Origin of the sequence: Apilactobacillus micheneri (genome assembly GCF_006493595.1) — a bacterium.
GTDB lineage: Bacteria > Bacillota > Bacilli > Lactobacillales > Lactobacillaceae > Apilactobacillus > Apilactobacillus micheneri.
This window is the reverse complement of sequence record NZ_QUBI01000001.1, coordinates 298,367-319,884: the sequence shown is the minus strand read 5'-3', so window position 1 is coordinate 319,884 and position 21,518 is coordinate 298,367. Positions and strand designations below refer to the sequence as shown.

The following is a 21,518-nucleotide window of genomic DNA, read 5'->3' as shown; positions in this document are numbered from 1 at the left end:
GGAGATGTCTAAATGTTTAACGATAAAATTGTTTTTAATTACATGTACAATTTATGGGTTGCAGTTATTTCTGATTTAAAAGATGCAGAAGTAGAAGAGATTGGTCAAGCACTTCAAGCAAAGTATGCTAAAGAATACAATGATCAAAATGATACTAATTTATCAGATGATGATTTCATCGAATTGGTATCTAATTACACTGAATCAATTCGTGAACAAGCAGTTAGCGATGCTGAAGAAGACATCAAAAAGCATAAAGCACCTAAATTTGTTAAAAATGGTTCTACTTGGAACGTATAAAAAATAAGCATCATTATTGATGCTTATTTTTTATTATCTTGAATGATTACTATTCTTATTAGAATCCCATATCATAGCTGAAGCTAGAATACAAAAGAATCCAAATAATGCTAATAAGATTCCAAAACCAAAGCTAGTCTTATAATTAATTATTGCCATAATGATTCCTAATGTAAACATTGCAAAAGAGATTATGTATGAACGTCTACGATTTAGATATCGTTTAATAATTGAAACTAGTGGATTTTCGAATTGTAATTGTTCCATAATTCTCGTCATTTTACCAAAATGGGTACTATAAAAGCCGATTACATACATGATAAAAATCATAAATATACTTATGTAGATATTTTCATTCATAAATTCAAATGAAAATACTGCTGGTATAATCATCAAATTAGCAATCCATGATCGAATCTTTAATTCTTTTTCTACTTCTTCTTTATTTACAATATCTGATAATGATAAATTATAAAATTGAGCTAATTTATCCAATTGGAAAATATTAGGTTTTTCATTATTAATTTCAAAATTATAAAGTTTATCTGCTGAAATCTTAGTATTAGCAGCCAATTCTTGAATTGATATGTCTTTATCATCTCGAATATCTTTTAATCTTTCGCCTAGAGCCATATTAAACGCCACCTTATGTATTTATAACTAGTATAGAAAAGTTAGATTATATTTACAACCAATGATGCATAATATTTGACCTATAGTTCACTATAGGTAGTACATTAATATTGATAAATAATTTAGCAAACAAATTATTTGTATTTAAAATTTTGATATAAGAGAATGTATTTATATAATAATTTAACTAAGGAGCGCATAAAATGAAAAATACTTTATTTGTTGAACCAGGCAAAGTTAAGATTGAAAATGTTGACAAACCTCAAATTCAAGCTGACGATGATGTAATTCTTCGTGTTGTTCGTACTTGTGTTTGTGGTTCTGATTTATGGGCATATCGTGGATTATCTGATAAGGAAAAGAATTCACAAAATGGTGGTCATGAAGCTATCGGAGTTGTTGAATCAGTTGGTAAAGATATTACTACTGTAAAACCTGGTGACTTTGTGATTGCTCCATTTACCCATGGTTGTGGTAAATGTGCTGCATGTCGTGCTGGATATGATGGTAACTGTTTGAACCACAAAGATAATACTACTTCTGGTGCTCAAGCTGAATTCCTACGTTATCAACACGCTGAATGGTCATTAGTTAAGGTTCCCGGTAATCCTGATGATTACAGTGATGCAATGTTAGATTCATTACTAGCATTATCTGATGTTATGGCTACTGGTTATCACGCTGCTCATGCTGCTGAAGTAAGCAAGGGTGATACAGTTGTCGTTGTTGGTGATGGTGCCGTTGGTCTATGTGGAGTTATTTCTGCACAAATGATGGGTGCTAAAAAGATTATCATCATGAGTCGTCATGAAGATCGTCAAAAATTAGCCTTTGAATTTGGTGCAACTGACGCTGTTGCTGAACGTGGTGACGAAGCTGTGGAAAAGGTTATGCAATTAACTAATAATCAAGGTGCTGATGCTGTACTTGAATGTGTTGGTACTGAACTATCAACTGAAACTGCACTTAAGGTTGCTCGTCCAGGTGCAAGTGTTGGTCGTGTTGGTCTTCCACACGTTAAGAACCCAGATGTTGTTACCCCATTCATTAAGAATGTTGCATTATCCGGTGGAATTGCTTCAGTAACAACTTATGATAAAGATGTTCTATTAAAAGCTGTCTTAGATGGAGAAATTCATCCAGGAAAAGTCTTTACTAAGAGCTTTGACCTAGATAATATTGACGATGCATACCAAGCTATGACTAACCGTGAAGTTATCAAGGCTGCAATTACAATTGACTAATTAAAAATAGATTAAAAAAGCGACTACTTTTTAGTAGCCGCTTTATTTTTTTAAGATGTTCGATGAATCATTGCTATATCAACATTTTAATTTTGTGATATGATTTGTATTAAAGATAAATCAAGGAGAAAATTATGCAAACTGATCAATTATTAAATTTATTTATTAAGCATAAAGATGAATGGTTATCAGGAAATGAATTAGCCGATAAATTATCAATTAGTCGAACGATGATTTGGAAGATGATTCGTAATTTAAAACAATTAGGCCATCAAATCGAAAGTAAGAAAAATGCTGGGTATAAATATGTTGGATCTAATAATTTTGATCGATTATTGATTCAACAAAATTTATATGCACCATTTGAAATTCAAACTTTTAATGAAATGGATTCCACTAATACTTATGCTACAAAATTATTAAGTCAAAGTAAGATAACTGATCCAATGGTTATTGTAGCTGATAAACAAACTGCTGGTCATGGGCGTCGTGGGCGTGAATTTTATTCACCTAAAGATACAGGAATTTATATGAGCATGATTTTACCAATTAATGATAATGCAGTTTTTGATGGTGGCTTGATAACTACTATGACAGCAGTTGCGACAGTCCATGGTTTAAAAAAATCATATCCGAACGTTAATTTCCAATTAAAGTGGGTTAATGACATTTATGTAAATAATAAAAAGGTTTCGGGAATTTTAACTGAATCGGTCATGGACGTTGAACTAATGCATCCATCTGCATTAGTTATTGGCATTGGGATTAATCTTAACCCTAATAATTTTCCTAAAGATATGGGGCGACCAATCGGTGCCATTAGTAATAATCAGGTTGATAAGAATAAAGTAGTTGCTGATATTTTGAATGAATTTTATAAATTATATCCTAATTATCAAAAGGGTGAATTTATGGATGAATATCGTCGGTTATCAATGTTGATTAATCATCAAGTTCAAATTGAAACGCATAGAGGCTTAATTGCTGGTAAAGTTCTTGATTTTGATCACCATGGCAGATTAATTTTAAATAATGGTAATGAAACTAAGGTTATTATGACTGGTGAAGTAGTTAAAGTTCATTTTTAAGGCACATATTCTTATGTGCTTTTTTGTTAACTTTAATTGACTTATCGGTTAACTAAATATATTATAGTTAATTGTTAACTTGTTTTATATTTTAGGTTAACTAATACATATGTGAGGTAACTTATGAAAACTAAAGATTTAACCCAGATTGCTTTAATGACGGCTTTAATTATTGTTTTAGGGATGTTTCCTGGAATCCCTGTTTTATTAATCCCAGTGCCAATTGTGCTACAAAATTTTGGGATTATGCTGGCAGGAATTTTATTAGGTGGAAAAAAGGGAACTTTTTCAGTATTAATTTTTACGTTGTTAGTAATGGTGGGACTACCATTTTTATCCGGTTTTCAAGGTGGTTTAGCCGTTTTTGTTGGCCCAACAGCGGGTTATTTATTTGCGTGGATTTTTACACCAATGCTGATTGCATTGATTAATAATTTAATTAGCAAATATACTCCTTGGAAAAATAATTTTGGCTCATTATTGATTGCAACCATATTTACATCCATTATATTTACTTATGTGTTAGCCATTTTATGGTTAAGTTGGCAAAGTCACATTTCAATTCTTAATGCATTTTATGCTAACTTTTTATTTATTCCGGGGGACATTTTAAAAGCAGTAATTGCTGTCTTTTTAGCGCAAAGATTAAATAAAATTATAAAATAAAAAGCAGACTCATTTGAGTCTGCTTTTGGTTTTAATGACTTAAATTACTAATTAACATTTTAGCAACAGCTTTAGCAGAAAAAGGATTTTGTCCGGTAATAATATGACCATCTTGGACAACAAATTCTCTATAAGCACGACGTTTTTGAAAAATAGCGCCACGTTTTTCAGTAATTTCTTGATTTAAGAATGGAATAAATCGCATTTTACCAGCCAACATTTCTTCTGATTTAGTAAAACCAGTAATGTTACGGCCGTCAATTATATATTTACCATCAGCATCCTTGATATTTATTAAACCAGCAATACCATGGCAAACCGAAGTAATAAAACCATTGTTATTATAAATTTCTTTTGCAATTATTTGTAATTCTACATTATTTGGAAAGTCCCACATAACTCCATGTCCGCCGGTATAATAAATAGCGACATAATCATCGGGGTTAATTTCGTTAGGTTTTAAAGATTTACACAGCGCCCGTTGTTGAAAATCACCGATTTCATAACTTTCCATAATATTTTTATTTACGTATTTCATACTACGTGGATCAATTGGTACAAACCCACCTTTAGGACTAACATAATCAACTGAATATCCAGCTTCATGAATGATGTCGACAAATTCTGTGGCTTCACCTAGCCAAAGTCCAGTTGGCTCATTTGTATGCTTATATCTAGTTGTATTTGTTAGCACTACTAGGATTTTTTTCATGATTCTATCTCCTATATAAACTAATTGATTTTATTATATAGCACATTTGGTCTAAAATGAAGTATATAGTAAGGAGATAATATATTATGAAAACAATGATTTTTGCACATCGTGGTATTCCGGTTAAATTCCCTGAAAATTCTTTAGAAGGCTTCAAATATTGTATCGACAATAATGCCGATGCAGTTGAATTTGATGTTCATTTAACCAAGGATGGAACACCAGTGATTATGCATGATGAAAAGATTGATCGCACTACTGATGGCGAAGGATTAATTAATTCTTATAATTTTAAAGATTTACGTAAATTTAAATTAGCTAATGGGGAACCTATTCCAAGTTTAGCTGAATTCTTAGATTTATTTGCCGGTAAAGATATCAGATTAAATCTTGAATTTAAAACTAATAAAATTCATTATCAAGATATCGAAGAAAAAGTTATGAACATGGTTAACGATACTGACTTAATGTATCCAGTGATTTATTCTTCATTTAATATTGATAGCATTAAAGTGGCACAAAGAATTGATCCTGATCAAGACTATAACTTTTTATTTGATAAAAGAATGAATGTAGATCCTAAAATGTTTATGGAAAGTGAACATCTTAATAGTTTACATCCTGGTACATACATTCCTGGTATTGAAGATCATGAAAGAATTTGGACCGTTGATGATGACATGGAAATCCATCAATTATGTAAAATTGGCATCCAAGGTATTTTTACTAATGATTTTGAAAAAGCTCAAAAAATTAGGGACGAAATCTAACTAAAAGTCGTATTCTTTGAATTCAAATTATGTGAGTGTTACAACATAGTTAAAGGAGATGATATTATGGATTTTGATGATATCAAGAATAAGGCTAGTGAAACTGCTAGTGACTTAAAGGGCAAAGCTTCAGAAGCAGCTGGCAAAGCCAAAGGTAAGGCTTCTGAAATGACTGGTAAAGCTAAAGGTAAAATGTCTGAAATGACTAACAAAGCCGACTCAGATAAATAATATCAATAACAAATTATTAAAATGTACATGCTATACTTAGCATGTACATTTTTTTATGAAAAGAGTTGAATATATAAATGATAACCATCGAGTATTTTAATAATCACTATTTTTATAAAAAGGACTTGCAAAATCTTTGTAGAAAATATGGATTGCCTGCAAATGGGACTAAAGCTGAATTAAATGATTTTATTTTAAAAATGCTACATGGTGTGTTACCAAAAGATATTAAGCCATTAAGAAAATTGAATAGGCAAGGATCTTTGCAGTTTTCAGAGATTAAGTTAGATACTAAACTTTTGAATTCAGGATTTAAATTAAATAATGAAGCTCGAAAATATTTTGCTAATTATTTTAATCTTAGTAACTTTCATTTTAAAAAGTCTATGGCCATTAAAATGCGCGATGTGCAAAAAAATAATGATGGTAGGGCAACGGTTAAAGATTTGATTGCAATAATAAATAATCCTAGTAAGGTTATAAATAATTCTGAAGAACATACATATCAATGGAATCATTTTTTACGAGACTTTTATAAAGATGATGCATACAAAGATTTTAATACCCCAATAAAGGTTGCTGCAATTTTGTGGAAAGCTGTACGTGATGATAGATCACCAAAATATCATCATGCGTTAATAACAAAATATTATCCATTAATTAAACAATACAAAAAGAATGCTAAATAATTATTATTTAGCATTCTTTTTGTTAAAACTATTTTCTAGTTCTTCATAGTGATTTAATTTATATTCTAAAACTTGTTGAGCATTTTTATATTTTAGAATTTGATGTTTAATTTCGTCCAATTGATCAGCAATTAATTGCTTCCTTTGTCCAAAAGTTTGTTCACCGGAACTATATAAAACCATATACTTTTTTAATTTGTTAACAGTCATTCCAGCATTACGCATACAAGAAACGAATTCAATTTGTTTTAAATTTTCTTCATCGTAATTACGATAGCCATTACTATCTTTAGCAATTGTATATAGTAAACCGATTCTTTCCCAATAATATAAAGTTTGTCTAGAAATATTATATTTATGGGTAACTTCTGCAATTTTCATTAAATACTTTGTCCAGTAGGGCGAACTAAGATTTCATTCATATTAACATTATCAGGTTGTTCCATCATGAAGATAGCTGAGTTAGCAACATCTTCAGCTGATAATGCCATATTTGAATCTTGTGACATTTTTGCAATAGCATCTTTGATTTGTTTATTACCAATAGTTGAAACTAAGTTAGTATTAACAGCACCTGGAGATACAATACCAGTCTTAATACCATTACCGTGTTCTTCTTGGCGTAATCCTTCCATAATTGCACGAACAGCAAATTTAGTACTGTTATATACAGCAGAACCGGGGTAAACAACATGACCAGCAACTGAATCAGTAGCCATGATTAAACCTTTACCTTGTTTTTGCATAGTTGGTAAAGTAGCTTTAATTCCGTTTAGAACACCAATAACGTTAGTATTAAACATTGCTTTCCAAGATTCTGGATCACTATCTACTAACTTATCTTGTGGCATAATACCAGCATTATTATAAATAATGTCTACTTTTTCGAACTTATCAACCGCAGTTTTTACTAAAGCTTTAACGTCTTCTAAATTAGTAACATCAGTTTTTTGGTAAACAACATTGGCTGGATTTTCAGTGCTATCAGCAATTGCTTTTAGTTTTTCTTCATTTCTAGCTCCAATTACAACTTTGGCACCTTTAGCAACTGCCTTTTTGGTAGTTGCAGCTCCCATACCAGAACTAGCACCTGTGATAACAATTACCTTGTTTTGTAAAGTCATTATAAAACACTCCTTTATTTGATTAAGTTCAATTATAATAAACCCTATACCTAACTATAATGCAAATGATTAGTCTTCTTTATTTTTATTGATTAAACTATCACTATTACCAAGTTGAAATAGAATTGTTGATATTATTGCAGCAATATACATTTGATGACCTGCAAAATTGATACATAAACTATATAATGCAGTTATTAAAATTATTGCTGTGACAATTATTGCTAATATATTATTCACTTTTATGAATAACAAAATTGCTTGGAATATTAATGAAAAAATTAATATCAGTAGTGATATGTAAAGTGATTTAGTAGTTAAACTACCATTTATATATGCTGGTCCACCAATCCCACCATCAGAGAAAGCGTAATTTAAGCCTAAAAACATAATCGAAAATAAGCCTGTAAAAAAGCTAAATAGTTTGCAAAGTAATTTTATACATTAATTCTTTCTTTTGCGACTAATGATAACAAAAGTGTAAACACCAAAAAAGTCCAACTTACATTGCAGTAAATTGGGCTTTTTTAAGTAATTTTATTCTTGATTTAATTTTTTAACACCATGTGAATAGAATAACCATGCCACAATGATGAAGAAGACTGGTCCAAACAAAGTCCAGAATGCAGTTTGAATATCATGATCCATCAAAGGTTGAATGGTGGTGAAAATGATAGCAAATGCTAATGTAAAAATTGTAATTACAGTAGTTACATTCGTAAATACCTTATTTTGATAGAAAATAAAGCCATCTTTATTTTGTGTAATCTTCTTCTTAAATAGTGGAAAGGCGATAACTAAGAATAAGTATGGAACCGCAGTAGTCATATTATTCATATCAGTTAAAATTGTGTAAAAGGCTTGAGCTGATGATCCGCCAAATGAAACTCCGGCAATAATTAAGCAAATGACCAAACATTGAACCCAAAGTGCATGGGCAGGAACATCGAATTTATTAAGCTTAGTCATAGTCTTAGGCCATAACTTCTTTGGTGAACCTTCAATAAATGACTTAATTGGAGCATAGGTTAAGAAGATAAATTCACCTAAATAACTGATGAAACCAGTTAAACTAGTAAATCTAGCAACCCATTGTCCCATTAATAATGATTGACCGGTGTTTAAGTGTAGGAAGTTATGTCCAAATTCAACCCCTAAATTAGTTAGTAGGGCGAAACGAACATTTCCTAAATTAATATCACTATGGCCTAAATCACGAAGCCAATTAGCACTAATTCCACACATTAGAATGCCTAGAAGGTACCCAACAGTCATTACAACAGTAGCAATGATAACAGCACGAGGGAATGTCTTCTTAGGATTCTTAGTATTATCGGTAATACTACCTAGTGTTTCCATTCCGGCATATGCAAAGACTGCATAAACTAAGAAAGAAAACATTGAAACTGGTGATTGAAAGGCAGGATTAGGTGAAGCTACCATATTATGCATATTAATGGGTTCGGCGAACTGGCCATGATTAGCCATTAATACTAAGATTGATAATCCAACAAAGATAACTAAATCAACAATCCCAATAATTCCACTAACATAGGATAATCCGGCAATAGATTTCATACCACGGGAAGCTAGCCAAGTTACAAACATAATAACTAAAATTCCCAGCACTCCAATAGTAGCGGTTGAATCTAAACCAAATAAATGCCAACTACCAGTAGTATCTTTACCAGAGATAGTAACGGCTAAAGGAATCCACATGTTAGTAACTAATGAAACTAATGTGATGACCCAACCAGCTAGCCAGGTAAAACTACCTATAAATGCCCAACGCTTACCAATAGTTTGTTCTAACCATGAGTAGATACCACCATGAGCATCTTTAAAAGTTGAACCATATTCAGCAAACATTAAACTAGTGGGGATGAAGAATAAAATTGCCCCTAATATGTACCAAATAATACTTGAATAGCCCATTTGATAAAAGGCTGTTTGTGAATTGGAGATTCCAAAAATGGTGGAAAAGATAATTAATACTAATCCCATTGTAGAAATCTTCTTTTGACTCTTCATGTTTTCCATGAAACATTACTCCCTTCAATGAGGAAGATACTTTTAATTGATAAAACAAATTGAAATATTTATAATTCACAGGTATAAATTGCCAAGTTAATAAATAAAGGGAACTATTCAAATTGGAATAGTCCCCTTAAAGTATTATCAACGTTTTATTTTATCGTTAGTTTACCTTAAAAGCACCCCGTAAGTTGTTTACTTACGACAGTTCTTAGCTTATTGAGCTAAGTCCCAACAAATTAATTCTTTAAGCAAATTAATAGTTTCGGCAATTATTCCTTTCAACTTATATCAACATGTCTTAAACCATTACTTAAGTCTACTGATAATAATTGCGCCTCTTCCTTAGATATATTTAATTTACATTTATAATGTTATCATTAATTTTTAATAATGCAAATGGTAAATGATTAAATTAATGAGTAGGATATTGGTGTTCAATTTCATATACGATTTCTGGATCGTCACCAGTACGTTTTTGCTTATCCAATGCACTAATTTGTTTCATTTCTTCATCTGATAAGTTGAAATCATAGATATCAGCATTTTGTTTGATTCTTTCAGGATTACTGGATTTTGGAATAACTGCAATTCCACGTTGTAAATGCCATCTCAAAATAATTTGAGCAGTAGATTTACCATGATTTTCAGCAATGTCTTTTATCGTAGCATCGTTTAAGGTTGCTCCACGACCCATTGGACTCCATGCTTGAGTTAATATATTTCTTTGCTTATTAGCCTCAATCATTGGTTCTTGAGTAAGATATGGGTGATCTTCAATTTGATTAACTACTGGCATTTCATCAGCTGTAGTTGATAATAAATCAAGGTGTGTTTGATGATAATTACTTACTCCAATTGATTTAACTTTACCTTCTGCTTTTGCTTTTTCAAAGGCACGCCAAGTATCAAAAAATTGAGAGTGAATTGGCCAGTGTACCAATAGTAAATCAATATAGTCAGTTTGTAATTTTTCTAGTGATTCATCAATTGCATCTAAAGTTGATTGATAGCCTTGTTTTGGTTCAGGAATCTTAGTGGTAAGAAATATTTCTTTTCTGTTAATTTTTAGCTTTTTAATTGAATTACCTAGTAGTTCTTCATTATTATAGAACTGTGCAGTATCAAATAAACGATAACCACTTTCAAATGCAGTTTTAATTGCTGCATCCATAGTATCTTGATCTGCTAATTTGTAGGTTCCAAAGCCTTCCATTGGCATTTGGTTCCCATCAGCTAATTTAATTGTATCTTTAATTGAATTAGGCATAATGATCCTCCTTGGATTTAAAGTAATTTAATAGTAAGACAAAGTTATGAATAAAATCAATCAAAAAACATAAATGAGGTGAGATATTGGCAGAACAAGTAAACAGCCAGAAGGGTTTAACCCAGTCTGAAGTAAGTAAAATATATGCAAAAGGTCTTCACAATAATAAAAGTCATGATTTTACATTAAGCATTTCACAAATCTTAAAAAACAATACATTAACATTATTTAATTTAATTAACATTGTGTTAGCGTTAATGGTTTTATATACAGGTGATTATAAAAACTTATTGTTCTTAATAATTGCCGTGGCAAATACTATAATTGGTAGTATTCAAGAAATTCGTTCTAAAAGACAACTAGATAAGATGGCCATTTTGTCTGAAAGTAAGATTAAGGTTGTTCGTGATGGTAATGTGCAGGAGATAGATCCTGAACAAATTGTTTTGGGAGATGTAATTTTACTTAGTCACGGTGACCAAGTGCCAGTTGATGGTGAAATCTTAACGGCAACTGGGTTACAAGTAGATGAATCACAAATTACTGGTGAAACTAATTCAATTGCTAAAAAAGCTTCAGATCATATTACTTCTGGTAGTTTTGTTCTAAGCGGGAGTGCACGTATCTTAGCGGCTAAAGTTGGTAATGATACATTTGTTAATCGGATGGAATCAGAAGTTAACCAAACTGATAAAAAGTCTGATAGTAAGATGCTCCATACTATCAACCGTATTATTAAAATTCTTACCTTTATTATTGTTCCTTTAGGCAGTGCTTTATTAGCAATCAAATTATTATCAGGCGATGATATTAATAAAGCTCTGCTAGGAACAGTTGCTTCCATGATTGGGATGATTCCTGAAGGCCTGGTACTTTTATCCTCAGTTACATTAGCAGTATCAGCGATGAAATTAGCGAAGAAAAATGTACTGGTAAGAGATTTATCAGCGATTGAAACATTGGCACGAGTAGACACGATTTGTTTGGATAAAACTGGGACTATCACCACCGGTAATCTCAAATTTGAAGATGTTTTGCCTATTGGTCAAACCTCAAAAGAAAATATGAAATCAGCTTTGGGAGGCATTGTTTACTCTAGTGAGGATGACAATGAAACCTCCTTAGCAATCAAAAAATCCATTGATAATCCAAATTGGAATTTAGTGGAAAGTGTTCCATTTTCTTCTGATAAAAAGTGGAGTGGGGCTAAATTTAATAATGGTAATTATGTAATGGGTGCGCCACAGTTCGTTATAAAAAAGATGGATAACAAATTGCAACAAACAGTTGATAGTTATACTTTGAGTGGCTATCGAGTATTATGCTTAGCAAAAGTAAATGGTGAATTAAAGCAACCACTAGATAATGTTAATTTACTAGGATTAGTCTTAATCAGTGATGAGATTCGTTCCGATGCACGTTATACACTAGCTTATTTTAGAAATCAAGATACTGATTTAAATATTATTTCAGGTGATGATCCTAAAACTGTTAGCAATATTGGTTATCGTGTAGGACTTCCCAATAGTAGTGCTTTGGTTGATATGTCTACAGTATCAGATAACGCTGATTATCAAGCGTTAGTAAAGAAATATACTATTTTTGGTAGAGTGACCCCTAAGCAAAAGAAACGCTTAATTCAAGCTTATCAATCCAATGGTCATACCGTGGCGATGACTGGTGATGGAGTTAACGATATGCTAGCCATGAAACAAGCAAATTGTGGTGTTGCTATGGCCTCTGGTAGTGAAAGTACTAAAGGAATTGCTGATTTTGTTTTGATTAACTCTAATTTTTCAGCAATGGTTAATGTTTTGGGTGAAGGACGTCGAGTAATCAACAATATCAGTAGCGTAGCTTCATTATATTTAATTAAAACGATGTTCTCTTTAGCACTAACAGTGTTATTTATGTTCAGTGCATATAGTTATCCATTTCAACCCATTCAATTAACACCGATTAATACATTTATGGTAGGATTGCCTTCTTTCTTATTGGCACTTTCACCAAATTATCAACGAGTAACTAATCAATTTTATCGGAAGATATATGAAGTGGCACTACCAGCAGCAATTACTATTGTTGGGTATGTCTTATTGATTATGCTGATTGGAGAATGGGTTGATTTTACTTATCTACAACGAGCAACATTAAGTGTTCTTGTAACTGGATTTATTTATTGGTTAGCATTATTTATGGTTTCAAAGCCATTTAATCGAACTAAGTTATCCATCATTGTTCCAACAATTGTTATTTTTGCGATGATCTTTATCTTCTTTAATAAAGTATTCTCATTGGTATCGATATTAAATTATCCAATTAATTTACACGCTCTTCTGGTTGTAGGGACTTCAATTCCAGTATTCTTTGTTGTTACATTAATAGTTACGAAAATAGTTAAATTTTGTAGCCAATATCGGAAACGTAAATTAGGTTAAATAGTTCTAAAGACTAGATAATATGATATAATCATTGCAAAGAGGTGGTTATATGAATAAGCAATATAATAAATGGCAAACGCAAATGAAAAGTGTAAGTTTGCCTAAATGGGAAGACTTACCAAAGTTTGATTTGTACATGAATCAATTAATTGCCGTTGTGAATGAAGCCATCGGACCACTAGGGATGGATACGGTTACTAGATCGATGATAAACAATTATGTAAAACAAAAAGCTACTTTTTCACCAGTAAAGAAAAAGTATCAAACTGTACATGTTGCCGATATTATTATTATTAGTTTATTAAAACCAGTTTTCTCAATTAAGGATATTCGACAAGGAATTGACGAGATTACTAAGAATCAATTTCCAAAACAAGCATATGATGAGTTTATTAAGATGTTAGTCAAAAAACTACACCATATTGCTGATGAGGGTGAAAAACCAGTTAGTGATAATGATACAGATCATTTATTAAACGCAATTGCTGATACAATTATCAATCGTTTAATTGCGAATGAAATTTATTCAGATATGATGCATGAAGAGTGATGTGATGATTTCATATCACTCTTTTTTATTTATATAAAAGGGATGTTATTTATGAATGAGATAAAAGAAATCGCTGATTTCGTAAAAAGACAATTAGCAGATGATCAAACAGGGCATGATTTTTCACATATTAAGCGTGTCGTTAGACTATCAGAAAAATTATCAGATATGATTCCTAGCTCTAATCAAATGATTGTTTTAGCTGCTGCTTATTTACATGATGTGATTGATGATAAGTTGGTTAAAGACACTAATAAACACAAAAATTTGGTGATTGATAAATTATCTGAATTAGATTTTTCTTCTGAATATATTAATCAAATTATGAATATTATTGAACAAATGTCTTATAGCAAAAATCTAAATAATCATTATCAATTAGATATTAATGGCCAAATTGTTCAAGATGCTGATCGCCTAGATGCAATCGGAGTCATTGGAATTGCACGAGCATTTTATTTTGGCGGCCATTTTGGTGATAATATGTATGATCCTAATCAATTACCGCGCACTAATATGGATAAAAAAGAATATCGTAAGCATACGACTGTGATTAATCATTTTTATGAAAAATTATTTAAATTACCAGATTTAATGAATACAAAAGCCGCAAGAAAACTTGCGGCTCCAAGAAAAAAATATATGGAAAATTTTGTAAATGAATTTAAAAATGAATGGCAATAAACTATTTTTGACGAATATCAGCAAAATTTCCTTTAACTAAATTAATCATTTGTTCAGCATTAACTTCAACTGAACGACCAACTTGACCAGAAGAAACTAGAATATTTTCTTGTTTCTTAGCTTCTTGATCAATATAAACTGGATAATGAAATTTTTCATAAATTCCAATTGGGGTGTTAGCACCATGCACATATCCGGTAGTCTTTAGTAAATTTTTAAGTGGCACCATATTTACTTTTTTATTCCCGGATTCTTTAGCCAACTTTTTTTCATCTAAACGTTCATCCATTGGGACAACGCCAACAACCGGTCCAGTATTTTTACCATTTAGGACTAAAGTTTTATAAACGCGATGTTGGTCAACACCTTCTTCAATATCCATTTGTCTAACGTCACCTTCTTCGTGAGTAGCAAAAGTATATTGTTTATATGGAATTTTATTTTTATCTAGAATTTGTTCAACTAAAGTTTTATGAATGCTGTTCTTTTTTTTCTTTTTTGACATTCAAATCACCTCAATAGATATTTTAGCATATTATTTGTTTAAAATTTAATGTACAAATCTGTTATACTTATTTTAATAAATTTGTTCGAGTTAGGAGTAAACAATGGCTGATTTAGTTTATCGTAAAGTTATGCACGATTTGAAACAAAAAATTGTGAACAATAAATTTCCTAATAAACGTCTTCCTGATGAACGTAGCCTAAGTGAAGAATATAATGTAAGTCGTAGTTCCATAAAACGAGCTCTTAAATTATTAGCTGATGATGGAATTATTTTTAAAAAACGAGGGTCTGGAACTTTTATTAATCCACTATATATGAAGAATCAAACTATTTTTCACTATGAAGGCTCTAATCTAGGAATTACTGATAGTTTAAAAAGTCAGGGAAAAACACCGAAAATTAAATTATTAGATTTTAAAGTTATTCCAGCAAGTAAAGAAATTCAGCAAGATCTTTTCTTATCTGAGGGTGATTTTGTTTATGAGATTCAACGGCTTCGCTTGTTTGATGATAAGCCATTTATGATTGAAACAGGTTACATTCCAATTAAGATTGCACCAGAACTAAGTAAACAAATTGTTTCAGGTTCTATTTTTAATTATGTTGAAGACAAGATTAATAAACGTGTAACACAATCATTTTTATCAATATTAGCTAGTCCATCAAATGAACAAGACCAAAAATTGCTTCATTTGAAGCCTAATGAACCGGTTGGATTGATGGAAGGAATCTTTTTCTTAGACGATGGAACGCCATTTGAAGTTTCAAATATGCGTCTTCATTATCAATATTTAAGATATAATACTTTCGTCATGTTAAATGATGATTAATTGTTAAAATTTGTGAGAAATATTGGACTATTACTAATAAATCGTTCATAATAATGACGATATTAATAATGATTTATTACAATTATATTAATTGGACCGTATCAATTTATAAAAAGGTTGACTTTTTATAAAAACCAGTTATTATATTCATTGTATTAAAAATTATTAACCATTTTGTTGATGATTTTTTATGTAAACCATTATTAATTTCAATAGTTTTTTATTAAAAAGGAGTGTTAATTAATGGCACAAGATTTCGATTCCAAACAATATTTGGAAGAATTAGACAAATACTGGCGTACTGCTAACTACTTATCAGTAGGTCAATTATATCTAAGAGATAACCCATTATTAAAGAACAAGTTAACATCAGACGATGTTAAAGTTAAACCAATTGGACACTGGGGTACTATCGTATCTCAAAACTTTATTTATGCACATTTAAACCGTGCAATCAATAAATATGACCTAAACATGTTCTACATTGAAGGTTCAGGTCACGGTGGCCAAGTTATGGTATCTAACTCATACATTGATGGTAGTTACTCAGACATTTACCCAAACATTTCACAAGATGAAAAGGGTATGGCTAAATTATTCAAACAATTCTCATTCCCTGGTGGAGTTGCATCACATGCTGCCCCTGAAACTCCAGGTTCAATTCACGAAGGTGGAGAACTAGGTTACTCACTATCACATGGTGTTGGTGCTATCCTAGATAACCCTGACGTAATTGCTGCTGTTGAAATTGGTGATGGTGAAGCTGAAACTGGCCCACTAGCTGCTGGTTGGTTCTCAGACAAATTCATCAACCCTGTTAAAGATGGTGCTGTATTGCCTATCATTAACATGAATGGTTTCAAGATTTCAAACCCAACTATCATGTCACGTATGTCAGATGAAGAATTATCTGACTACTTCAAGGGTATGGGCTGGAAAGCTTACTTCGTTGAAAATGAAGAAGACTTTGATGATCACATGGCTTACCATGAAAAAATGGCTAAAGTTATGGATGAAGTTATTCCAGAAATCAAAGACATTCAAAAGAATGCTCGTGAAAACGAAACTGCTGACACAGCAACTGAACCTGTATGGCCTATGATTGTTGTTAGAACACCAAAGGGTTGGACTGGTCCTAAGAAGAATCTTGACGGAGAACCCGTTGAAAATTCATTCCGTGCTCACCAAGTTCCACTACCAATTACTTCAAACAACATGGAACATGCTGATCTACTTGTAGATTGGATGAAGTCATACAAGCCAGAAGAATTATTTAACGATGATGGTACTATCAAGGATGACATTAAGGCATTAGCACCTAAGGGTGACCGTCGTATGTCAGTAAACCCTATCACTAATGGTGGTATCGATCCTAAACCTCTAGTTTTACCAGACGTAAAGAAATTTGCTGTTGATGTTAAAACTCCAGGTGAAACAGTCGCTGAAGATATGAGTGTATGGTCAAACTGGTTAGGTGCTGTTATGGATGCAAACCCTAACAACTTCCGTGCCTTTGGTCCTGATGAATCAATGTCAAACCGTTTATACGGTGTGTTCAATGAAACTAACCGTCAATGGATGGAAGACATTATGGAACCAAATGACCAATACATCGCTCATGATGGTCGTTTAATTGATTCACAATTATCTGAACATCAAGACGAAGGTTGGTTAGAAGGTTACGTTCTAACTGGTCGTCATGGTTTCTTTGCTACTTATGAATCATTTGGTCGTGTAGTTGATTCAATGTTAACTCAACACTTCAAGTGGTTACGTAAAGCAGCTGACCAACCATGGAGAAAACGTTACCCATCATTGAACTTTGTTGATACTTCAACTGTATTCCAACAAGATCATAATGGTTACACTCACCAAGATCCAGGTATGTTAACTCACTTATCTGAAAAGAAACCTGAATTCATTCGTGAATACTTACCAGCTGACGCTAACTCATTATTAGCTGTTGGTAAAGTTGCATTCGCAAGTGAAGAAAAGATTAACTTAATTGTTACTTCAAAACACCCACGTCCACAATGGTTCTCAATTGAAGAAGCAACTAACCTTGTAAACAATGGTTTAGGTTACATTGACTGGGCTTCAACTGACCAAGGTCAAGAACCTGATGTTGTTATCGCTTCAGCTGGTACTGAACCAACTTGGGAAAGTCTTGCTGCAATTTCAATTTTGCACGATGAATTTCCTGAAATGAAGATCAGATACATTAACGTTGTTGACTTCTTGAAGTTACGTTCACCTAAGGTTGACCCTCGTGGTTTAACTGATGAAGAATTTGATCGTCTATTTACTACTGACAAGCCAGTTGTATTTGCATTCCACGGCTTCGAAGGTCTAGTTAAAGATGTATTCTTCGATCGTCACAACCATAACTTACATGTTCATGGTTACCGTGAAAATGGTGACATTACTACACCATTCGACATGCGTGTATTGAACCAATTAGATCGTTACGACTTAGCTAAAGAAGTTGTAAATGATATTCCAGAATACTCTGTTAAGGGTGCTTCATTCGTACAACGTATGAATGACATGGTTGACAAGCACAATGCTTACATCCGTGAAGTTGGTACTGACTTACCAGAAGTAAACGATTGGCAATGGAAACCATTAAAGTAATTAGATAATAATTAACTTTTAAAACCTAAAAAGAGCCGTATCCATTTGGATGCGGCTCTTTTGTTATATAATTTTAAATTCTTCTGGAATAGGCGATACCATAATTTTCGTTTGCATATAATATGGTGTGATCAACTTTAGTTTCCAAGAGTGTAATAACATGTTATCGACGTTGCTTTTTTCATTATATAATGGATCACCAATAATAGGATGGCCTATTGCTTGCATATGAACTCTAATTTGATGGGTGCGTCCGGTTTGGATGTTAATTTCGACTAGAGATTTGTTTTTGTATTCTTTTATAACTTGATATTCAGTTAATGCTTTTTTGGCATTTGGACCGTTTATTGCTCTTTTTCTTTTATCTGTTTGGTCATAACCAATCGGTAAATTAATTTTACCCATTTTTTGATGGAAGATTCCATTAACCCATGCTAAATATGTACGATGGATTGTCTTGTCCTTAATTAATCTTACTAAAATTGGAACAACAGCAGGATTCTTACCAACTATAATGGCTCCTGAGGTTTCCTGATCTAAGCGATGAATCATATAAGCGTGTTGATTGAACTTATTTAGGTATCCTTCACAAAAGTTCAAAAGAGTGCCAATTTCCTTAGGTTTGTTAGGATGGGTCTTGATACCACGTTTTTTATTTACTACTAATAAATCGTTATTTTCAAATAATATTTTGATACTTTGACTATTATCAGGCAATAAATTTTGGGTTGGCAAGTTGAAATCATTATCAATAAATGTAATTTTAATATGATCATCATTTTTGACGGTAAAATTCATGGGTAAATATTTTTTATTAACAGTTACTCTTTGATTTTTTCTTAATGAAAAAATTAAGTGTTTAGGAATTAATAAATATTGGCTTAAATATTCTCTAATGCTAATAGTCGATTTAAGATTTTGAACTATTATTTGATACGTCCACTTATGCATTTCAGGCCTGCTTTCTGAAAATTTTTTAGTAAAATATAATAAGTTGTGATAAGGTGTAAATGAGTAAAATGTACTGGAGGAGAATATGAATAAACATAAAATTGCGTTAGTCAGTGCATTATCATTAATAATATTTATTATATGCGATATTTTAATGAGTGGAAATAGTGCTGATTTACTTAAAACAATTATTATTGCAATTATTTTATATGTTGGTTTTAATGTTTTAGGCTACATTAGATGGAAGTTTGCATATCATTTTTTAGGGGTCATTATTGGTATCTATACACTTAGTTTATTTGTAATTATCAATACTATGTTTAGAAGCCCTGATGTGCCTGCTTTACATCGTTTTGGTGCCATTTTAATTGCTATCATTGGTGTAATTGTAAATCTCTTTTGGTATCGTCTTGCATGGCCACGTATAAAAAATGACTATGTAAGAATTGTAAAACGAAATATAAAGAAAAAATAGGTGTAAAAAATGAAAATGGGTGTACAAGAATTCATTGATAAGATTAATGATGAACAATTTGAGGTGCAAACTGTTGAAGTAACCTCTGCCGACTTAGCTAATAATCCAGTTAAGTCATTTCAACCACTTTTAAAATTTATGGAAGAACAAGTTAATTTGGGCCATTTAGCGTCTGCAATGCTACATGTAAAAGGTGAAGAAACCAGCTTTTTCTTGCAAAATTGTATTGTTAACTTACCATATCGTTATTCTAAAAATATTAGTAAAATGATGTCTGGCGACGGAGATTGCGACTTAAATATATACATGATTGTGGAATCACCAGATGTTAATCGTTCTAAATTACGTATTGATGAATTATCTTCTCAAGATGATTTTTCTGATAACGTTAAGCTAGAACAAAAAATAGCTGATTGGTCTAAAGATCAGTTAGCATCAATTGATGAAAATAAAGAAAAACGTCTTAAAGCTGAAAAAGAATTGGCTCAAGATTCTAAAGGTAAAAAGAAAACAACTAAAAATAAAAAAATCTAGCAAAAAATAATTCAAAATATGTTATAATTAATTTGCGATGAGTCGAGAAGGTCACGCAACTTGTTTGTTTTCATCAGATGATGATTAAGTGACGTTTTTGATGTGGGACACATAATGCTACCGTATTGTAGCGTGTTTGATAATACTGGTGATGTGAACACCACTTATCCATTTATTTGCTAAATGCCACAAAAATCCCCCAACTATTAAGTTGGGGGATTTTTTTATTTTAATTTACAAAATATAATTGATCTTTAATTAAGTCAAACGGGCGATGATGTTTATTTAATTCATTTGCGATGTCTGAATTAATAATTTTTGCATTATCCCAGAATGATTTGGAATCAGTAGCACCATACTTTTCACCAATTACTATTAGCTGAATATCTTTATTATATTCACGAATTTTTTGTAGTAATTGCCAATCGATATCCACACCATCAGGCGACCAACACATAATGACAACGTCAATTTCATGTTTATATTTATCAAAGGCGGCATTAGCATCTAATTTTTCAATATTAGTTACTAAATGATGGCCAGTTTCATTTTCTTTTTGCCAGCTCATACTATCAGTACAAATAACATCTGCTCTGGCATCACGCAAACCCTTCGAAATATAACCATTCCCAGCCATGACTTCAAGTGCTTTTTTACCATTTAGATATTTAGCAATACCATTTGTAAATGGAGCTGATATATATGCCCACATGCCATACTCAGCTTCTAAATAATCACGAAATGACCTTAAATCTTTATCTAAGATAGGTAATTGATCTACATATTTATTCCATACTTTGTCACCTTCACGATCATTCATTGAGTATTGATTATTAACAAACTGGAAAATTTCATCTTGAATATTATCGGGCAAAATTAATTCTGGCAAATCTTGTGGTAATTGATTTGATCTTAAAAGTCGATTAGCTTCCAATATATTATTAACTAAAAAAATGATGGCAGGAAAATCACTGAAGATTTTTCTATATTTTTTCATTCTTTCAATATATGAGGGCTTTTTGACTATTTTTTTATTTTTACGTAATTTTTTTATTAGCTGTTTTTTATTCATAATAACCACCTTTAACTATTTAATTGTATTTGAAAAAAACAAATGATGCAAAATACATTTTATGTAATAACTTATAACA

At 31.6% G+C, this 21,518-nt stretch carries 24 protein-coding genes and 1 riboswitch; of the genes, 14 read left to right on the top strand and 10 right to left on the bottom strand.

All coding sequences use genetic code 11. From position 1 onward, the window contains the following. Window positions 1-12 precede the first annotated feature (12 nt). Window positions 13-300 carry a hypothetical protein gene (locus DY123_RS01660; RefSeq protein WP_108983204.1) on the top strand — a complete coding sequence of 96 codons (288 nt, stop codon included), beginning with the start codon at window positions 13-15 and terminating at the stop codon, window positions 298-300. Between the two features lie 33 nt (window positions 301-333). Here the strand turns inward: DY123_RS01660 and DY123_RS01655 are convergent, their stop codons facing one another. Then, complete coding sequence (locus DY123_RS01655) at window positions 334-933, bottom strand: helix-turn-helix domain-containing protein (protein ID WP_140936157.1); 600 nt, start codon at window positions 931-933, stop codon at window positions 334-336. Between the two features lie 203 nt (window positions 934-1,136). On the opposite strand from DY123_RS01655, the gene DY123_RS01650 reads away from it, so the two are divergent. From DY123_RS01650 to DY123_RS01640, 3 genes are all read left to right on the top strand, one after another. Next, window positions 1,137-2,177 (top strand): zinc-binding dehydrogenase, encoded by a 1,041-nt coding sequence (locus DY123_RS01650; RefSeq protein ID WP_140923844.1) that lies wholly within the window; start codon window positions 1,137-1,139, stop codon window positions 2,175-2,177. Window positions 2,178-2,311: 134 nt separating this feature from the next. Next, a complete protein-coding gene (locus DY123_RS01645) occupies window positions 2,312-3,265 on the top strand; it encodes a biotin--[acetyl-CoA-carboxylase] ligase (protein WP_140936156.1) in 954 nt (317 codons plus the stop codon). Between the two features lie 123 nt (window positions 3,266-3,388). Then, window positions 3,389-3,931: a biotin transporter BioY gene (locus DY123_RS01640; protein WP_140936155.1), complete on the top strand. Its 543-nt coding sequence runs from the start codon at window positions 3,389-3,391 to the stop codon at window positions 3,929-3,931. A gap of 31 nt (window positions 3,932-3,962) precedes the next feature. On the opposite strand, the gene DY123_RS01635 is transcribed toward DY123_RS01640, so the two are convergent. Beyond that, window positions 3,963-4,643: a type 1 glutamine amidotransferase domain-containing protein gene (locus tag DY123_RS01635; protein WP_140934335.1), complete on the bottom strand. Its 681-nt coding sequence runs from the start codon at window positions 4,641-4,643 to the stop codon at window positions 3,963-3,965. Between the two features lie 86 nt (window positions 4,644-4,729). On the opposite strand from DY123_RS01635, the gene DY123_RS01630 reads away from it, so the two are divergent. The 3 genes from DY123_RS01630 to DY123_RS01620 all read left to right on the top strand — a co-directional run bounded on the left by DY123_RS01630 (window position 4,730) and on the right by DY123_RS01620 (window position 6,333). Next, the gene (locus DY123_RS01630) at window positions 4,730-5,413 is read left to right on the top strand and encodes a glycerophosphodiester phosphodiesterase (RefSeq protein ID WP_108982851.1); all 684 of its coding nucleotides are present in this window, start codon (window positions 4,730-4,732) and stop codon (window positions 5,411-5,413) included. 66 nt (window positions 5,414-5,479) lie between these two features. Next, the gene (locus DY123_RS01625) at window positions 5,480-5,644 is read left to right on the top strand and encodes an LEA domain-containing protein (RefSeq protein ID WP_105963983.1); all 165 of its coding nucleotides are present in this window, start codon (window positions 5,480-5,482) and stop codon (window positions 5,642-5,644) included. Window positions 5,645-5,721: 77 nt separating this feature from the next. Next, the gene (locus DY123_RS01620) at window positions 5,722-6,333 is read left to right on the top strand and encodes an SAP domain-containing protein (RefSeq protein WP_140936381.1); all 612 of its coding nucleotides are present in this window, start codon (window positions 5,722-5,724) and stop codon (window positions 6,331-6,333) included. A gap of 3 nt (window positions 6,334-6,336) precedes the next feature. Here DY123_RS01620 and DY123_RS01615 read toward each other — a convergent pair whose 3' ends face one another. The 5 genes from DY123_RS01615 to DY123_RS01595 form a co-directional block, all read right to left on the bottom strand. Beyond that, complete coding sequence (locus DY123_RS01615) at window positions 6,337-6,714, bottom strand: MerR family transcriptional regulator (RefSeq protein WP_140923837.1); 378 nt, start codon at window positions 6,712-6,714, stop codon at window positions 6,337-6,339. Continuing rightward, window positions 6,714-7,457, bottom strand: a complete 744-nt coding sequence (locus tag DY123_RS01610; protein ID WP_140934333.1) for an SDR family oxidoreductase — start codon at window positions 7,455-7,457, stop codon at window positions 6,714-6,716. The genes DY123_RS01615 and DY123_RS01610 overlap by 1 nt, the downstream gene beginning before the upstream one ends. Before the next feature lie 69 nt (window positions 7,458-7,526). Next, a complete protein-coding gene (locus DY123_RS01605) occupies window positions 7,527-7,847 on the bottom strand; it encodes a hypothetical protein (protein WP_140934332.1) in 321 nt (106 codons plus the stop codon). Between the two features lie 147 nt (window positions 7,848-7,994). After that, window positions 7,995-9,497 carry a glutamate/gamma-aminobutyrate family transporter YjeM gene (gene yjeM / locus DY123_RS01600; RefSeq protein ID WP_306418661.1) on the bottom strand — a complete coding sequence of 501 codons (1,503 nt, stop codon included), beginning with the start codon at window positions 9,495-9,497 and terminating at the stop codon, window positions 7,995-7,997. Window positions 9,498-9,660: 163 nt separating this feature from the next. Further along, a riboswitch (Lysine riboswitch) is annotated at window positions 9,661-9,842 on the bottom strand. A 64-nt stretch (window positions 9,843-9,906) separates the two neighbouring features. Further along, window positions 9,907-10,761 carry an aldo/keto reductase gene (locus DY123_RS01595; RefSeq protein WP_140923832.1) on the bottom strand — a complete coding sequence of 285 codons (855 nt, stop codon included), beginning with the start codon at window positions 10,759-10,761 and terminating at the stop codon, window positions 9,907-9,909. 86 nt (window positions 10,762-10,847) lie between these two features. Here DY123_RS01595 and DY123_RS01590 point away from each other — a divergent pair, with 86 nt between their 5' ends. From DY123_RS01590 to DY123_RS01580, 3 genes are read left to right on the top strand one after another with little or no spacing between them, the layout of a single operon-like run. Continuing rightward, the gene (locus DY123_RS01590) at window positions 10,848-13,199 is read left to right on the top strand and encodes an HAD-IC family P-type ATPase (RefSeq protein ID WP_140923830.1); all 2,352 of its coding nucleotides are present in this window, start codon (window positions 10,848-10,850) and stop codon (window positions 13,197-13,199) included. A 52-nt stretch (window positions 13,200-13,251) separates the two neighbouring features. Continuing rightward, the gene (locus DY123_RS01585; protein WP_140923828.1) at window positions 13,252-13,752 is read left to right on the top strand and encodes a DUF1836 domain-containing protein; all 501 of its coding nucleotides are present in this window, start codon (window positions 13,252-13,254) and stop codon (window positions 13,750-13,752) included. A gap of 51 nt (window positions 13,753-13,803) precedes the next feature. After that, complete coding sequence (locus DY123_RS01580) at window positions 13,804-14,436, top strand: HD domain-containing protein (protein ID WP_140923826.1); 633 nt, start codon at window positions 13,804-13,806, stop codon at window positions 14,434-14,436. Window position 14,437: 1 nt separating this feature from the next. Here DY123_RS01580 and ybaK read toward each other — a convergent pair whose 3' ends face one another. Further along, window positions 14,438-14,941, bottom strand: a complete 504-nt coding sequence (ybaK, locus tag DY123_RS01575; protein WP_108982859.1) for a Cys-tRNA(Pro) deacylase — start codon at window positions 14,939-14,941, stop codon at window positions 14,438-14,440. A 103-nt stretch (window positions 14,942-15,044) separates the two neighbouring features. Between ybaK and DY123_RS01570 the strand changes: the two genes are divergently transcribed. Next, the gene (locus tag DY123_RS01570; RefSeq protein WP_140936380.1) at window positions 15,045-15,773 is read left to right on the top strand and encodes a GntR family transcriptional regulator; all 729 of its coding nucleotides are present in this window, start codon (window positions 15,045-15,047) and stop codon (window positions 15,771-15,773) included. Between the two features lie 243 nt (window positions 15,774-16,016). Beyond that, window positions 16,017-18,407: a phosphoketolase family protein gene (locus tag DY123_RS01565; protein ID WP_140923824.1), complete on the top strand. Its 2,391-nt coding sequence runs from the start codon at window positions 16,017-16,019 to the stop codon at window positions 18,405-18,407. A 63-nt stretch (window positions 18,408-18,470) separates the two neighbouring features. Here DY123_RS01565 and DY123_RS01560 read toward each other — a convergent pair whose 3' ends face one another. Further along, the gene (locus DY123_RS01560) at window positions 18,471-19,358 is read right to left on the bottom strand and encodes an RluA family pseudouridine synthase (protein ID WP_140936379.1); all 888 of its coding nucleotides are present in this window, start codon (window positions 19,356-19,358) and stop codon (window positions 18,471-18,473) included. Window positions 19,359-19,443: 85 nt separating this feature from the next. On the opposite strand from DY123_RS01560, the gene DY123_RS01555 reads away from it, so the two are divergent. Beyond that, window positions 19,444-19,833 carry a hypothetical protein gene (locus tag DY123_RS01555; RefSeq protein WP_105987448.1) on the top strand — a complete coding sequence of 130 codons (390 nt, stop codon included), beginning with the start codon at window positions 19,444-19,446 and terminating at the stop codon, window positions 19,831-19,833. A gap of 9 nt (window positions 19,834-19,842) precedes the next feature. Further along, on the top strand, window positions 19,843-20,367 hold the full coding sequence (locus tag DY123_RS01550) for a hypothetical protein (RefSeq protein ID WP_140923820.1): 525 nt from the start codon (window positions 19,843-19,845) through the stop codon (window positions 20,365-20,367). A gap of 229 nt (window positions 20,368-20,596) precedes the next feature. On the opposite strand, the gene DY123_RS01545 is transcribed toward DY123_RS01550, so the two are convergent. Next, the gene (locus DY123_RS01545; protein ID WP_140923818.1) at window positions 20,597-21,439 is read right to left on the bottom strand and encodes an SAM-dependent methyltransferase; all 843 of its coding nucleotides are present in this window, start codon (window positions 21,437-21,439) and stop codon (window positions 20,597-20,599) included. Between the last annotated feature and the right edge of the window lie 79 nt (window positions 21,440-21,518).